13 protein-coding genes are annotated in these 15164 nt (G+C 69.0%); 5 read left to right on the top strand and 8 right to left on the bottom strand.

Annotation, left to right across the window (positions count from 1 at the left end):
• Window positions 1-168: 168 nt before the first annotated feature.
• From ACIRL2_RS20830 to ACIRL2_RS20840, 3 genes are all read right to left on the bottom strand, one after another.
• Entirely contained in the window at window positions 169-798 is a 630-nt protein-coding gene (locus ACIRL2_RS20830; RefSeq protein ID WP_395870340.1) for a TetR family transcriptional regulator, read from the bottom strand.
• A complete protein-coding gene (locus ACIRL2_RS20835) occupies window positions 770-2368 on the bottom strand; it encodes an MFS transporter (protein WP_402233911.1) in 1599 nt (532 codons plus the stop codon). The genes ACIRL2_RS20830 and ACIRL2_RS20835 overlap by 29 nt, the downstream gene beginning before the upstream one ends.
• A gap of 173 nt (window positions 2369-2541) precedes the next feature.
• Window positions 2542-3207 (bottom strand): hemolysin III family protein, encoded by a 666-nt coding sequence (locus ACIRL2_RS20840; RefSeq protein WP_395870344.1) that lies wholly within the window; start codon window positions 3205-3207, stop codon window positions 2542-2544.
• A 245-nt stretch (window positions 3208-3452) separates the two neighbouring features.
• Here ACIRL2_RS20840 and ACIRL2_RS20845 point away from each other — a divergent pair, with 245 nt between their 5' ends.
• The 4 genes from ACIRL2_RS20845 to ACIRL2_RS20860 all read left to right on the top strand — a co-directional run bounded on the left by ACIRL2_RS20845 (window position 3453) and on the right by ACIRL2_RS20860 (window position 8974).
• Window positions 3453-5261 (top strand): phosphoenolpyruvate carboxykinase (GTP), encoded by a 1809-nt coding sequence (locus ACIRL2_RS20845; RefSeq protein ID WP_402233913.1) that lies wholly within the window; start codon window positions 3453-3455, stop codon window positions 5259-5261.
• 220 nt (window positions 5262-5481) lie between these two features.
• Complete coding sequence (locus ACIRL2_RS20850; RefSeq protein WP_360311901.1) at window positions 5482-6243, top strand: isoprenyl transferase; 762 nt, start codon at window positions 5482-5484, stop codon at window positions 6241-6243.
• Window positions 6244-6534: 291 nt separating this feature from the next.
• Complete coding sequence (locus tag ACIRL2_RS20855) at window positions 6535-7851, top strand: PhoH family protein (RefSeq protein ID WP_395870348.1); 1317 nt, start codon at window positions 6535-6537, stop codon at window positions 7849-7851.
• Window positions 7852-8251: 400 nt separating this feature from the next.
• Window positions 8252-8974 carry a transglycosylase SLT domain-containing protein gene (locus tag ACIRL2_RS20860; protein WP_395870350.1) on the top strand — a complete coding sequence of 241 codons (723 nt, stop codon included), beginning with the start codon at window positions 8252-8254 and terminating at the stop codon, window positions 8972-8974.
• A gap of 97 nt (window positions 8975-9071) precedes the next feature.
• On the opposite strand, the gene ACIRL2_RS20865 is transcribed toward ACIRL2_RS20860, so the two are convergent.
• Window positions 9072-10232: a steroid 3-ketoacyl-CoA thiolase gene (locus tag ACIRL2_RS20865; protein WP_395870352.1), complete on the bottom strand. Its 1161-nt coding sequence runs from the start codon at window positions 10230-10232 to the stop codon at window positions 9072-9074.
• Window positions 10233-10553: 321 nt separating this feature from the next.
• On the opposite strand from ACIRL2_RS20865, the gene ACIRL2_RS20870 reads away from it, so the two are divergent.
• The gene (locus tag ACIRL2_RS20870) at window positions 10554-11861 is read left to right on the top strand and encodes a TetR/AcrR family transcriptional regulator (protein ID WP_395870354.1); all 1308 of its coding nucleotides are present in this window, start codon (window positions 10554-10556) and stop codon (window positions 11859-11861) included.
• A gap of 299 nt (window positions 11862-12160) precedes the next feature.
• On the opposite strand, the gene ACIRL2_RS20875 is transcribed toward ACIRL2_RS20870, so the two are convergent.
• From ACIRL2_RS20875 to ACIRL2_RS20890, 4 genes are all read right to left on the bottom strand, one after another.
• The gene (locus ACIRL2_RS20875) at window positions 12161-12685 is read right to left on the bottom strand and encodes a carboxymuconolactone decarboxylase family protein (RefSeq protein ID WP_395870356.1); all 525 of its coding nucleotides are present in this window, start codon (window positions 12683-12685) and stop codon (window positions 12161-12163) included.
• Between the two features lie 3 nt (window positions 12686-12688).
• A complete protein-coding gene (locus ACIRL2_RS20880; protein ID WP_078976832.1) occupies window positions 12689-13240 on the bottom strand; it encodes a peroxiredoxin in 552 nt (183 codons plus the stop codon).
• A 414-nt stretch (window positions 13241-13654) separates the two neighbouring features.
• Window positions 13655-14362 (bottom strand): hypothetical protein, encoded by a 708-nt coding sequence (locus ACIRL2_RS20885; protein WP_402233917.1) that lies wholly within the window; start codon window positions 14360-14362, stop codon window positions 13655-13657.
• A gap of 156 nt (window positions 14363-14518) precedes the next feature.
• The gene (locus ACIRL2_RS20890) at window positions 14519-15019 is read right to left on the bottom strand and encodes an ATP-binding protein (protein ID WP_402233919.1); all 501 of its coding nucleotides are present in this window, start codon (window positions 15017-15019) and stop codon (window positions 14519-14521) included.
• Window positions 15020-15164 lie beyond the last annotated feature (145 nt).

Here is a 15164-nt window from a genome sequence, read left to right on the forward strand (position 1 = left end):
CCGGGGCCGGAGCCGGAGCCGGGCTGGGCGCTGGGTGGGCCGGTTGGTGGTGTGGTGTGGGGGTGGCGGGCGCGTAGCGGACGTGCATCCCGGGCGCGTAGCGGACGGCTCGACCGTGACCGCGTAGCGGGCATGCAACCGGCGCGCCGACGGGGCGCCGCCGCGCTCTCACGGGCTGTCCCCCAACCCCCGCTCCAACAGGCCCAGGGACTCGTCGGCCAGCGCGACCAGGTCCCCCGTGCAGCCGTCGCGGGTCCACCCCACGATCGCCTCCGCCAGTGCCGCGCCGATCGCGGCGGCGGCGACCCGTAGTTCGAGATCGTCGGCCGAACGTCCGGTCCCGGCGGCGAACGCCTCGGTGATCATCGCCCAGGTCTGCATCTGGTGCTCGTAGTTGCGCCGGCGCAGCGCCGGGACCTCCAGGATCAGGGTCATCCGGGTGACCAGTTCCTCGCGGTCCTCCTCCAGGATCTCGCGCAGCGTGTCCAGGATGACGGTGCGCATCACCCGGAGCAGGCTCATGCCCTCGGGCGCGGTCCGCAGGATCTCCACCATCAGGGGGTCGTACTCGTCGGTGAGCACGATGTCCTCCTTGCTGGGGAAGTAGCGGAAGAAGGTGCTGGGCGAGATCTCCGCCGCCTCGGCGATCTGGTCGACGGTGGTCGCGTCGTAGCCGTGGTCGCGGAAGAGCCGGTAGGCCTCCCGGCGGATCGCCTGGCGGGTCTTGATTTTCTTGCGCTCGCGCAGTCCTACGGGCGAGGCGGCCAGGTCACGGATGGAGGACTCCTTCGCGGTCATGCCTCGATTCTCCCGGTCCGGCCGGGCTCGCCGCCGGCGCCGGTGCGTCGACGATGCGCCGGGGCAGGAAGGTCGCCACCGCGACGCCGAGCACCAGTGCGCTGACGCCACAGATCAGCAGGCTCAGGTTCATGCCGTGCATGAACGCCTCGCGGGCCGAGTCCAGCAGTGCCGGGTCCGCGCCGTGGGCCGACACCTTGGCCGCGCCGCCGATCGAGTCGCGCGCGGCGTCCGCGACCGGGCCCGGGCGTCCGGTGGTGTCGATCCGGTCGAGGTAGGCGGACGCGAGCACGCTGCCCAGGATCGCCACCCCGAGCGCACCCGCCATCTGACGCAGGGTCTGCACCAGGGCCGATCCCATCCCGGTACGCTCCGGCGCCAGAGTGGCCATGCACGCGTCCATCGCGGGCACCAGCGACAGGCCCAGGCCCAGGCCGGTCACGGTGAGCCAGCAGGCGATCGACCCGTACCCGTCGTGCACCGAGCCGGTCGCGCCCAGCAGCAGCCCGCAGCCGAGCACGAACAGGCCGCTGGGGATGACCACCTTGTAGCCGAACCGCGCCGCGAGCTTGGAACTCGCCAGCGAGGCCACGAACAGTCCGGCCAGCAGCGGCAGCAGCCGCAGGCCGGTGCCGAACGCGTTGTGACCGTCCACGGCCTGGAACCGCTGCGGGACCAGGAACAACACGCCGGCTATCGCGAAGGACGGCACCAGGGCGGCGATCGTGGCCCACAGGAAGTTGCGGTCGCGGAACAGGCCCAGGTCGATCATCGGCCGCGGGGCCCTGGTCTCGCGCACCACCAGGCTCGCGATGATCAGCACCGCCGCGCCGAACAGCGCGAGCACACGCGCGTCGCCCCAGCCCCACTCGGGCGCCTCGATCAGCGCGAAGATCAGCGTGGTCAGCCCCGTGACCACCAGCACGGTGACCGCGATGTCCACCTTGGGGGCGTCGGCCGAGCGCGACACCGGGAGCAGGAACCCGCACACGAACAGCGCCAGTCCGACCATCGGGATGTTGATCAGGAACACCGAGCCCCACCAGAAGTGCTCGAGCAGCAGCCCGCCCAGGATCGGGCCGAGCGGGATGCCCAGCGCGGTGCTCGCGGCCCAGACCGAGATCGCCTTGCCGCGCTCGGCGGCCGGGAAGAGCGAGGGCAGGATGGACAACGACAGCGGCATGATGAACGCTCCGCCGATACCCATCAGCGCACGCGCCGCGATCACCCCCTCGACCGAGCCGACCAGCGTGCCGACCACCGAGCCGACGCCGAATATCGCGAGCCCCACGAGCAGGAAGCGGCGCCGGCCGTAGCGGTCGCCGATCAGTCCGGCCGGAAGCATCAGCGCCGCGAACACCACGATGTACGAGTCGGCGATCCACTGCAGGTCGCCCGTGCTCGCGCCCAGTTGTTCGCTCATCGTCGGCATCGCCACGTTGATGATCGTGGTGTCCAGGCCGACCACCAGGAGTCCGACCACCAGCGCGCCCAGCGCCCACCACCGCCGAGGGTCGGGCGGCCCGTCGGCTTCGTTCGCCCGATTCGGCTCATGCTTAGTCGCATTCATGACAGTCTCCATCTATTGAGTGCATCTGCTTTATGACAGTAGCTCTCAAAATCTAGTGACAGTCAACTTCCTCGGCAAAGAGCAGCCCAAGCTCGGGGGAAAACCCGGAAAAGCCCGAAGGCCCACGACTCCGTTCGGAGTCGTGGGCCTTCGGGCCGATGAGTGGGGAACGATCAGTCGAGTGCCACCAGGGCCACGGCGACGAAGTGGCTCGCGAAGGCGAGCAGCGTGAAGGCGTGGAAGACCTCGTGGAAGCCGAACCATTGCGGCGAGGGGTTGGGTCGCTTGATCCCGTAGACCACCGCGCCCAGGCTGTAGAGCACGCCGCCGACGATCACCAGGACCACCACCGCGACGCCGCCCTCGCGCATGAACTCGGGCAGGTAGAACACCGCCGCCCAGCCCAGCGCGACATAGATGGGGGTGTAGAGCCAGCGTGGCGCGCCGATCCAGAAGACCCGGAAACCGATCCCGGCGAGCGCCCCGATCCACACCACCCAGAGCAGGATTTGATCGCTTTTGCCCAGCAATAGAATGGTCAAAGGGGTGTAGGTGCCCGCGATGATCAGGAAGATGTTGGCGTGATCGAGTCGGCGCAGCACCGCCTCGCCGCGCGGTCCCCAGTTGCCTCGGTGGTAGACCCCGGACGTGCCGAAGAGCATCGCCGCGGTCAGCGCGAACACACCACACGCTATGCGGGACTTGGTATCCCCGGCCAAGGCGACCAGGACGATGCCGGAGGCCACGGCGAGGGGAAAGGTCCCCGCGTGGATCCATCCGCGCAGCTTGGGTTTGATGGGCGTCAAGGGCGCCGTCAAGGCGTGCGCGTCCACACTCATGTCGCCGAGTGTACTTACGCCCACGTAGGTTACTGGTAAGTACGAAGTGAGACGCATCACGGGAGATCTTGTCCCGGAGGGGCGCGAAACCGCACGTCTTTGGGGTTTTCGGTCCGGTACGGGGCACAACTTCCAGGTGGGGACCTGTCCCGGGCGGTTCCGCGTTCGGATGACCGGATAAAATCCCCGCAACCCTCAACCCCGACGCCGGGGACTCGCCGTCCCAGGCGCGAAATGGAGCGATCGTGGCCAACGAGGTCCCGACGAAACACAGGCAGCTGCTCGACTGGGTGAGCGAGATCGCCCGGCTGACTCAGCCCGACCGAATCGAATGGTGTGACGGTTCGGAAGAGGAGTACCAGCGCCTCGCCGACCTCCTCGTCGAGAAGGGCACCTTCCGCAAGCTCGACGAGAACAAGCGCCCCAACAGCTACTACGCGACCTCCGACCCTCGGGATGTCGCACGCGTCGAGGACCGGACCTACATCTGCTCCGAGAAGGAGGAGGACGCGGGTCCGACCAACAACTGGATAGCCCCGGCCGAGATGCGTACCAAGCTCGGCGGCCTGTTCGCCGGCTCGATGCGTGGCCGCACGATGTACGTGGTGCCCTTCTGCATGGGTCCGGTCGGCTCGCCGCTGTCCGCCTACGGCGTGGAGATCACCGACTCCGCCTACGTCGCGGTCTCGATGCGCACGATGACCCGGATGGGTCAGGCGGTGCTGGACTTCCTGGGCACCGACGGAGAGTTCGTCAAGGCCGTGCACACCGTCGGGGCCCCGCTCGCCGAGGGCGAGGCGGACGTGCCGTGGCCGTGCAACACCGAGAAGTACATCACGCACTTCCCCGAGGACCGGGAGATCTGGTCCTACGGCTCGGGCTACGGCGGCAACGCCCTGCTCGGCAAGAAGTGCTACGCGCTCCGGATCGCCTCCGTCATGGCGCGCGACGAGGGCTGGATGGCCGAGCACATGCTGATCCTGAAGCTCACGCCTCCCTCGGGCGCCGAGCCGAAGTTCATCGCCGCCGCCTTCCCCTCCGCGTGTGGCAAGACCAACCTGGCGATGCTCCAGCCGACCATTCCGGGCTGGAAGGTGGAGACCGTCGGCGACGACATCGCGTGGATGCGGTTCGGCGAGGACGGCCGGCTGTACGCGATCAACCCCGAGGCGGGCTTCTTCGGAGTCGCGCCGGGCACCGGCGAGCACACCAACGCCAACGCGATGAAGACCATGTGGGGCAACTCGGTCTTCACCAACGTCGCGCTCACCGACGACAACGACGTCTGGTGGGAGGGGATGACCGAGGACAAGCCCGCGCACCTGATCGACTGGAAGGGCAACGACTGGACTCCCGAGTCGGAGACCCCCGCCGCCCACCCCAACGCGCGGTTCACCGTCCCCGCGTCGCAGTGCCCCACCATCGCGCCCGAGTGGGAGGACCCCAAGGGTGTGCCGATCTCGGCCATCCTCTTCGGCGGTCGTCGGGCCAGCGCGGTTCCGCTGGTGACCGAGTCCTTCGACTGGCAGCACGGTGTCTTCCTCGGCGCGAACGTGGCGTCGGAGAAGACCGCCGCGGCCGAGGGCACGGTCGGCGAGCTGCGCCGCGACCCGTTCGCCATGCTGCCGTTCTGCGGCTACAACATGGGCGACTACATGGCGCACTGGCTGGACATCGGCCAGGCCACCTCGGCGGACAAGCTGCCGAAGATCTACTACGTGAACTGGTTCCGCAAGGACGCCGACGGCAAGTTCGTCTGGCCCGGCTTCGGTGAGAACAGCCGCGTGCTCAAGTGGATCGTCGAGCGCCTGGAAGGGCTCGCCGACGGTGTGGACTCCCCGATCGGCGTACTGCCGACGCGCGAGTCGCTGGACCTGAAGGGTCTGGACCTCACCGACGCCGAGCTGGACCTGCTGCTGAGCGTGGACCGGGAGATCTGGAAGCAGGAGGCCGCGCTGGTCCCCGAGCACCTGGAGAAGTTCGGCTCGCACACCCCGCAGGGACTGTGGGACGAGTACAACAAGCTGGTCGCGCGACTCGACGACCGAGGCTGACTCGACGTCGAAATACCGGTACGCTCCGGGCCCGGCGGGATCTCTCCCGCCGGGCCCTCGGCGTTCGGAAAGCCACCCTCGGATGAGCGCGCGACACGCCGTCCGCGAGCCGACCTTCACCGCATCTTCACGCCCGCCCTCCGCCGCGTGATGTCGAGCGGGTGTCGGACGGGAGTAGGGTTTTCGGCGCGGGTGATCACGGACGGAGGAGCAGGTGGACATGGGCCTGCGGGACCTCGCATACGGCGCATACGGCAAGCGCATCGAGGCGTCGCTCGACCGTACGGTGATACCGCGTCACGTCGGCGTCATCCTGGACGGCAACCGCCGCTGGGCGAAGGCGTACGGCGAACAGGTGGCCGAGGGACACCGCAAGGGTGCCGACAAGATCCACGAGCTGCTCACCTGGTGTGAAGAGGTCGGCGTCGAGGTGGTCACGCTGTGGCTGCTGTCCACCGACAACCTCAATCGGCCGCCGGAGGAACTGGCCGATCTGATGGTGATCATCGAGAACGCGGTCACCGATCTGGCCGCCGCGCGGCGCTGGCGGGTGCACCCGGTCGGCGCACTGGACCTGTTGCCCGAACACACGCGCGAGGTGCTCAAGCGCTCCGAGACCGAGACCGCGGACCTGACCGGCGTGTTCGTCAACGTCGCGGTCGGGTACGGCGGTCGGCACGAGATCGCGGACGCCGTGCGCTCGCTGCTCGTGGAGCACGCCGGCAAGGGCACCTCGATCGAGGAACTGGCCGAGGTGCTGGATGTCGAGCACATCGCCGAGCACCTCTACACCCGCGGCCAGCCCGATCCCGACCTGGTCATCCGAACCTCGGGTGAACAGCGGCTGTCCGGTTTCCTGTTGTGGCAGAGCGCGCATTCGGAGTTCTACTTCTGCGAGGCCTTCTGGCCGGACTTCCGCAAGGTCGACTTCCTCCGGGCGCTGCGCGACTACTCCGCCCGGCATCGCCGCTACGGCGCCTGACGCCTCGTCATCGTGCCTGCGCAGAGCCGGGATTCCATCGGCATGTGATCATCCGGTTTGTGTTGGAGTCCCCTCGGACGGGAATAACCCCGTCGGGCCGGCACACATCATGTGGGCCGGTGCGCTATGTGGGTGACACCCCGTCACCTGCCCGGGAGGCCCTTCCGTGCACTACAGGCTCCACAGTTCACGGCGACAGGAGGGCCGGGCACCCGGCCTTCGGGCCGGGGCCCGGACTCCGAGCGATCAGGGCGCACGGTGCGCGTGCCCTGAGAGGGGGCGAGGCACTCCGTGGCCACGATCCAACGCCGTGCTCCGCAGCACCGGACGTATGTCCTCGACACCAGCGTGCTCCTTGCCGATCCGTCGGCGCTCTTGAAGTTCGACGAGCACGAGGTGGTTCTTCCCGTCGTCGTGATCACCGAGTTGGAGGCCAAGCGGCACCACCCGGAGCTGGGTTACTTCGCCCGTCACGCGCTGCGGATGCTGGACGAACTGCGCACGCAGTACGGCCGCCTGGACGCCCCCGTACCGATCGGGGAATCCGGCGGCACGCTGCGGGTGGAGCTCAATCACATCGACGCGACCGTGCTCCCACCCGGATTCCGGCTGGGCGACAACGACTCGCGCATCCTGGCGGTGGCCAGGCACCTCATGGCCGAGGGACACGATGTGACGCTGGTGTCCAAGGACGTGCCGATGCGGGTCAAGGCATCCGCGGTGGGACTGAGCGCGGAGGAGTACCGCGCCGAACTGGTGAACACGTCGGGCTGGACGGGGATGGCCGAACTCCAGGTGGACGCGGCCGACATCGACGCCCTGTTCGAGCACGATCGCACCCACATCGAGCAGGCCGCCGACCTGCCCTGCCACACCGGACTGGTCCTGGTGTCCGAACGCGGCAAGGCGCTGGGCCGGGTCACCGCCGACAAGCAGGTCCGCCTGGTGCGCGGCGACCGGGACGTGTTCGGCCTGCACGGACGCAGCGCCGAGCAGCGGATAGCTCTCGACCTGCTGCTCGACCCGGACATCGGCATCGTGTCGATGGGCGGCCGGGCGGGCACCGGCAAGTCGGCGCTGGCGATGTGCGCGGGCCTGGAGGCGGTGCTGGAGCGTAATCAGCACCGCAAGGTGATGGTCTTCCGTCCCCTGTACGCGGTCGGCGGCCAGGAGCTCGGCTACCTGCCCGGCACCGAGAACGAGAAGATGAGCCCCTGGGCCCAGGCGGTCTTCGACACGTTGTCGGCGGTCACCACGTCCGACGTGATCGAGGAGGTGGTCGCGCGCGGGATGTTGGAGGTGCTGCCGCTCACCCACATCCGAGGCCGGTCGCTGCACGACGCGTTCGTGATCGTGGACGAGGCGCAGTCCCTGGAGCGCAACGTGCTGCTGACCGTGCTTTCGCGGATCGGCAGCAATTCGCGGGTGGTGCTCACCCACGATGTCGCGCAGCGGGACAACCTGCGGGTCGGTCGGCACGACGGGGTGGTCGCGGTGGTGGAAAAGCTCAAGGGGCATCCGCTGTTCGCGCACGTGACGCTGACCCGGTCCGAGCGCTCGCCCATCGCGGCCCTGGTGACCGAGATGTTGGAGGACCTGCCGGGCTGACGGATGCCCTGGTGGGAACGGTTCGACCGACCCCGCCGTCGACGTCTCGACTGCTTCGAGACGTCGACGGCGGGGTCTCGCCGTGTCCGCATATTCCGGGTGGAAACGGTCTCGGGTGAAAAGGGAAAAGGCTTGGCCGTTCCGGGAGTTGTGATGTTCGCCACGCCCCGGGAAATTGCTTCCGAATGTTTGGCTGAGGCAGGCTGCTGGACTTGTAAGACCCCCGCGTACGGCTGTGCCCGACAACTCAACACATGACCTGCTGTACGCCGCCCACGCACGCGCCGAGTGAACCACTCGGCGCCGGGGCCGAAACACTCCCTCCGGGAGTGTGGGAAGACCGGGGGTTGGACTCGTTCGCCGCTTCGCTCGCGGTGCGCGCCTGCCGGAAGGAACGTGTGTGAGCCGGATCTCGGTTCGGGGGATAGCCGTGGCGTCCGCCACCGCTGTCACGGCCGTTGGCGCCGTCGTCGGATTCAGTGGCACGGGCGTTTCCGCGTCCGCCGACGCCCAGACGGTAGACGAAGCGAGCACCACGAAGCTTCTCGAGGTTCCTGCCGCCCCCCAGGCGCAGCAACTGAGCACTGGTATCACCCACCAGGCCGACGCGCAGACCGCCGCCTACGACGAGGCGCAGCGGGTCCAGGCCGAGGAGGCCGCCCGGGTCAAGGCCGAGCGCGACGCCGCCGAGAAGGCCGCCGCGGAGAAGGCCGCGGCCGAGAAGGCGGCGGCGGACAAGGCCGCGGCCGACAAGGCGGAGGCCGACCGCAAGGCCGCCCAGGAGCGCGCGGCGCGTTCGGACAACCGCGGCGCGGTGGAGAAGGTGTCGGCGTCCGCCGCCGATGCCCAGGCGATCGCCAAGTCGATGATGAGCGCGAGCGCGTACACGTGCTTCAGCAACATCGTCACGAAGGAGAGCGGCTGGCGGGTCGACGCGACGAACAAGTCGTCCGGCGCGTACGGCCTGATGCAGGCGCTGCCCGCGAGCAAGTACGCCTCGGCCGGCTCCGACTGGCGGACCAACCCCGCGACGCAGATCAAGTGGGGCCTGAGCTACATGAACGAGCGCTACGGCAGCCCGTGCCAGGCGTGGACGTTCTGGCAGAGCCACCACTGGTACTGAGTGGGCCGCGAGTCGATCGACTCGCCCTTGAACACGGGTCGAGCCCCGCACGCCGTCCGGCGCGCGGGGCTCGATCGTGTCCGGGGCCGACCGGGACTCAGATGCGTTCGATGATGGTGCCGGACGCGTTGGCGCCGCCCGCGCACATCGTCACCAGCGCGAACTGCTTGTCGGTGCGCTCGAGTTCGTGAAGCGCGGTGGTCAACAGTCGACCGCCGGTGGAGCCGACCGGGTGGCCGAGCGCGATCGCGCCGCCGTTGACGTTGACCTTGTCCAGGTCGGCCTTCTGCACCTGGGCCCAGGACAGTACGACGGACGCGAACGCCTCGTTGACCTCGAACAGGTCGATGTCGGACATCGACATCCCGGAGCGGGCGAACAGCCGCTCGGTCGCGTCGTTGGGACCGTCCAGGTGGTAGTGCGGGTCGGCGCCGACCATCGCCTGGGCGACGATCCGCGCGCGCGGACGCAGGCCCAGCGCGCGGGCCTTGTCCTTGTCCATGATCAGCAGCGCGGCGGCGCCGTCGGAGATCTGCGACGAGTTGCCCGCAGTGTGGATGCCGTCCGGCAACACCGGCTTGAGCTTGGTCAGGCTCTCGATCGTGGTGTCCCGCAGACCCTGGTCGCGGTCGACCAGGACGGTCTCACCGGTGGGCTTGCCCTCGGCGTCCAGTACGGGGGCCTCGACCGTGATCACCTGCGACGTGAACCGGCCCTCTTCCCACGCGCGCTTGGCGTTGGCCTGCGAGCGTACGCCGAGCGCGTCCACGTCGGCGCGGGTGATGCCCCGGTTGCGGGCGATCCGCTCGGCGGCGGTGAACTGGTCGGGCAGGTCGATCGCCCAGTCCTCCGGCTTGGACTTCTGGCCGGGCTTGGCGGTGTGCCCGAGCGGGTTGCGGCTCATCGACTCGATGCCGCAAGCGACTCCCGCGTCGATGGCGCCGGTCGCGATCAAACCGGCGATCAAGTGCACCGACTGCTGGGCGGATCCGCACTGGCAGTCGATCGTGGTGCCGCCGGTGCGGGTCGGCAGTCCGGCGTACAGCCACGCGTGCTTGACGATGTCGCCCGACTGCTCGCCGGCCTGGGTGACGCAGCCGCCGATCACCTGGTCGACGAGTTCGGCGTCGATCCCGGCCCGTTCGATCAATCCGCGCTGGGCGGCGGCGAGTAGCTGCACCGGGTGCAGACCGGCGAGCCGGCCGTTGCGCTTACCGATGGGCGTGCGCACGGCTTCGACGATGACGGGGTTGCCCATGAGGTCGCTCCTAGCGAGTCCTGTGTGGCCGGTCCTCGGGGCCGGGCCACGGGTGGCGACGCATTGATCCAGCCTGATCTCACCCTGCCCCAGGTGTATGACTAAGTCAAGGATATGATCGGGGTGACACCGGGGCTCTCGATCCTCCCGGAACCTGGGAATCTCCCGATCGCCGGCTCCGCCCGATCCGCGTTCCTCCGCACCGCGCCGGATCGCCCCGTGCCCTTGCGGCGGGTGGGTTCGTTGAGGCCGGTGGGGCGGAGAGGGACTACCGGAACGTGAGATTCCGCATGGGATTCCCAGGCGTACTACGCTTGGCACGTGTTGAGCGATCGAGCGGGTGCGGAGCGTCACATCAGGCCGCGAGCGGATCGACGCGCGGAGATCATCAGACACGCCTGTGCGCTGTTCGCCAAGCGGGGCTACGGGGCCACCACGGTCCGCCAGATCGCCGAATCCGCCGACATGCTCTCGGGCAGCCTGTACCACCACTTCCCGTCCAAGGAAGCGATGTTGCTGGAAGTGCTCGACACCTTCTTCGCCGACATCATGAGCCGCCAGCGGGCCACCGTCGAGCGCGGCGACGAGCCGATCGCGACGCTGCGCGGTCTGCTTCGGGACAGCCTCGAAGTGATCGGCAACAGCCCCGACGCGGCGATCGTGGTGGTCGGCGAGTCGCGGCGACTCTCCCGCAGCGAGGGCTTCGTCTGGCTCTCCGATCGCACCGCCGAGGCGTCCATCCTGTGGGGCCGGGTGCTGCGCCGGGGCATCGAGGACGGCAGCCTGCGTCGGGACCTGCACCCCGTACTGCTGTCGCTCATGCTGCAATCGGCGGTGTGGGGGATGGCGCAGTGGTACCGGCCGAGCGGGCGCTACGACCCGGACGCGGCCGCGGGACGTCTGGTGGACGTGTTCGTGCGCGGCATCGTGCGGCCCGGGCGCTACGCCTCGCAGCGGATCTGCAATCTGCTCGGCCCGGCCCGCTACGCGGCGCCGACGCTGCGTCGGGTCGGCCCCGTCGAGGACGCCAGGGTCGAGGTCGAGCGTCGGATGGCCCGGGTGCCGCGCCGGACCGACGCGCGCACCCGGATTCGGATCGCCTCGAACCTGCTCTTCGAACAGGACGGGTACGCGGGCACCACGGTGCGTCGGATCGCCGACCTGGCCGGCGTACCGGTCGGCAGCCTCGCGCATCACATCGGTTCCAAGGAGCAGTTGCTGGCCGAACTGCTCGGCGAGTTCCTCGGCGACCTGCGCACCGCGTTCGACAAGGACGCGGCCGCGCGGCCGACCCCGGTGGAGCGGTTGGCCGGGCTGATCGGGCGGACCGTGGAGGCGCACGCGTGCCACGGCGTGTCCACCGTGCTGGCGATAAACGAGGTGCGCGGCGACGAGTTGCCGGCGAGCCGACTGGCCGCGCAGCGCGCGAAGGTCTCGGAAACCTGGACCCGGGCGCTGTCCGCCGGCATTCGCTCCGGCGACTTTCACCCGGACCTGGACCCGGTGTTCACCCAGCGGGTGCTGCGCACGGCGATCTCGACCGGGAGTCGGATCTATCGCGGGATGGGCGTCCGGGACGCGGTGGGGCTGTACCGGGAGGTCGCGTTGGTGGGGATGGGGGCGGCGTGAGCGCGCGGTATGGGGTGTCGGGGCCCGGACCCGGGCCCGGACCGGTTCGGCTTCGGCGGGTGACTCGGCTGCGTGGGCTGACCCGGCTGTGGTGGGCGACGGGTGCCTTGTGGGTGACCCGTTCGCGGTGGGTGATTCGCTCTCGTCCGGTGTCCCGCTCGCGCGCGCGGCGATGAGCGCGCGGCGCGGGCGCGGACGCACGAGAGCCCGCCCCCGGATGGGGACGGGCTCTCGTGATTTTCCGGCGTTGTGGTGCCATGGTGCCGTGGGGTGTTCGCCGGTGGGCGATCAGGGCGTGCTCAGCCCTGGTCGGTCTCCAGCGTCACGCCGACCGCGTGGATCACGGCGGCGATCTTGATCGCCTCCTGGATCGTCTCGCGGGGCACGCCCTCCTTGCGCAGGACCTGCTCGTGCGACTCCAGGCACCGGCCGCAGCCGTTGATCGCCGAGACGGCCAGCGACCACAGCTCGAAGTCGGCCTTCGGGGCACCCGGGTTGGCCATCACGTTCATCCGCAGCCCGGCACGGAGGTTGCTGTACTCCGGGTCGCCGATGAGGTGCATCGAGCGGTAGTAGACGTTGTTCATCGCCATGATCGCGGCAGCGGCCTTGGCGGCGGTGAACGCCTCGTCGGACAGTCGGCTCTTGGCCTCGGGTTCGAGTTCGGCGAGCACCTTCGGGCTACGCGTGGCGATGGCGCAGGCGAGGACGGTGCCCCACAGCGTCTGCTCGGCGAGCTTCGAGTTGCCGACGACCGAGCCCAGGTTGAGCTTGAGGTCCTTGGCGTATTCGGGCAGAGCGGCCTTCAGGACGTCGAGACCCATGGATCAGGCGTCCATCAGCTTGGCGGCGTCGAGGGTCTCGCCGCCCTTCTGCCAGTTGCACGGGCACAGCTCGTCGGTCTGCAGCGCGTCGAGGACCCGCAGGACCTCGTCGGGGTTACGGCCCACCGAGCCGGCGGTGACCATGACGAACTGGATCTCGTTGTTCGGGTCGATGATGAAGACCGCGCGGTCCGCGACACCGTCGGCGTTGAGCACGCCGGCGGCCGAGGACAGCTCGCGCTTGAGGTCGGACAACATCGGGAACGGCAGGTCGGTCAGGTCCGGGTGGTCCTTGCGCCAGGCCAGGTGCACGAACTCGGAGTCCACGGATACGCCGAGCAGCTGCGCGTCGCGGTCCTGGAAGTCCTCGTTGAGGCGGCCGAACGCGGCGATCTCGGTCGGACACACGAACGTGAAGTCCTTCGGCCAGAAGAACACGACACGCCACTTGCCGTCGTAGGACTTGTTGGTGATCTGCTCGAAGGCCTTGTCCGCCTCCAGCGACACGACGCCGGTGAGGTCGTACTCGGGGAACTGGTTACCGACAGTAAGCACTGGATCTCCTCCGCGAAGGGGCCGGACTGGCAGGTTCACCAGCCCGGTCGGACGTACGGTGATCACGATGCCACGGCCAAATTGATAGATGAAATAAGCAATGCCTCAACCATTGATCGTGATCACCTATCAGTGCGTGCGTGGCGGGAAATGCCCAGCTCAACGCACACGCTCGCACGTTCGACCGCCGATCGGGGGTCACCGTGGGCGGCGGAGGAGGAGCATACGCGCCGATCGGTCGAACACCGAATCGGGACATTGCGATGATCTTGCGATCGACGGGGCGGGCGTTGGCGGGCCTGCGTCGTGTGCGCCGAGTGGGTGACGGGCTGGCTTACGCATGGTGATGGGGGCGGCGGCGCTACGGCGAACCTGGCATCGCCGCGCCGGGATCGTTCGGCGCGGCTCCTGTGGTCACGTACGCCCGCTCGCCTGCGCGTCGGGGGCGAACGGCGGGTCGTCCCACTCGGCCACGGGACCGGTGGGCAGGTCTCGTTCGAGGTCGGCGAGCAAGGCGAACCAGGCGGGACCGGTGGGTGGTTGCACGGTGGCGAGGGTGCCGTTGGAGACCGCCCACAGTTCGGTGATCTCCCCTGGCGGGCGGCGGGCCGCATCGTCCTTGCCGACGTAACGCACCCGTCGATACAGGCGCGGGGGTGGGAGTCGGAGGACCACCAGGGCCGGCAGCCGACACGTGAACTCGACCCCGCTCTTGGCGCGCAGGTAGGCGCTTCGCCCGTTCACGGCGGTGAGGATGCCCTCGCGTCCGGTGTGGCCGTCCCGACACCACGCGTCCCGATAGCGCGCGACGAACACGGCGGCCTTTGCAATCTCCTCGCCGGTCGACCATCCCGCGACCCGTTGCGTCGGGGTCATGGCATGCGTGGTCGTCGCCTCGCCCGTCCCGTCGGGGACTGCGGCCCGGAGCGGGCGGTCGAGGCGCACGAGCGCGGTCGAGCTGCCGAAGACCGTCCACACGACGGCGGCGGATGCGCCCACCGGCTCGGAAACGCCCCGACCAGGTCCGGGAATCGGCAACCGCATCCGCCGATCCGGCACCCGTTCGAGCGCCGAGCGACCGCCCGAGTCGCGCCGGCCGATACCTGCGAGATCATCTGTCATCGTTGACCCGTGTCCTCTCTGTTTGTGTTGGGCACGCCGGGGGTGGGGTCAGCTGTCCAGGTCGCCCCCACCCCCTCCGCCCGTCCCGTGATGTGGGGCGGGGCGGCGTAGGACCTCGGTGCGCGGGGGAGTGTCACGCGCGCAGCGAGGCGACTTTCAACGGCCGTGTGTGCCGGTGACCGTCGCGGATCGTGGGTGCGTCCGTGATGGGCGGCGCGCGATCGCCACGGCGAACCACACGTCCTTCCCGGCCGCATGCACCACATGGCCGTTGGCGCAGGCGAGCACCTCCACGAGCACCAGCCCGCGCCCGCCCTCGGCGTCCAGGGCCGGATCTGCGCAACGCCGGGGCGGACGGGGGCACTTGTCCCCAACGGCCACCAGAAGTCGATTCGCAGTCGACAGCCGCCAGACCCGCACCCGAGTCGCCCCACCGGCATGCCGAACCGCGTTGCTGTGCAGTTCGGCAAGACACACCCGAACCTCGAAGGCGGTGTCGCAGTCGCCCCCGACGAATCCGACGACGCCGTCCACGAGCCCCCGCAGCGACTCGGCATCGATCCGCGTGGTCAGCCGGGCTATCAACTCCGCGTCGGGCGTGGGTTGGGCGTCTTGGTCGAGAAGGGTGAGGGAGAGGCTGGACGGCGATGAACCCATGCATCACTCCTGGTGCGAGTCGCTAGAGCCATCTCGCGCAGAGTGCGAGATTGCGGACCGTGCGTGAGTGGCGACGCAGCCTGAGCATGACTTGTCAGGAATGTAAATTGCAAGTCGTAACTAGAAACTCGACAACTTTGGCGCT

The organism is Embleya sp. NPDC127516 (assembly GCF_044765325.1).
Taxonomy (GTDB): Bacteria; Actinomycetota; Actinomycetes; order Streptomycetales; family Streptomycetaceae; genus Embleya.

Coding starts and splice junctions, on each gene's coding strand:
- ACIRL2_RS20840 (WP_395870344.1), bottom strand. CDS start 3,207: ATGAGTGTGGACGCGCACGCCTTGACGGCGCCCTTGACGCCCATCAAA.
- ACIRL2_RS20830 (WP_395870340.1), bottom strand. CDS start 798: ATGACCGCGAAGGAGTCCTCCATCCGTGACCTGGCCGCCTCGCCCGTA.
- ACIRL2_RS20885 (WP_402233917.1), bottom strand. CDS start 14,362: ATGACAGATGATCTCGCAGGTATCGGCCGGCGCGACTCGGGCGGTCGC.
- ACIRL2_RS20865 (WP_395870352.1), bottom strand. CDS start 10,232: ATGGGCAACCCCGTCATCGTCGAAGCCGTGCGCACGCCCATCGGTAAG.
- ACIRL2_RS20890 (WP_402233919.1), bottom strand. CDS start 15,019: ATGGGTTCATCGCCGTCCAGCCTCTCCCTCACCCTTCTCGACCAAGAC.
- ACIRL2_RS20835 (WP_402233911.1), bottom strand. CDS start 2,368: ATGAATGCGACTAAGCATGAGCCGAATCGGGCGAACGAAGCCGACGGG.
- ACIRL2_RS20875 (WP_395870356.1), bottom strand. CDS start 12,685: ATGGGTCTCGACGTCCTGAAGGCCGCTCTGCCCGAATACGCCAAGGAC.
- ACIRL2_RS20850 (WP_360311901.1), top strand. CDS start 5,482: ATGGGCCTGCGGGACCTCGCATACGGCGCATACGGCAAGCGCATCGAG.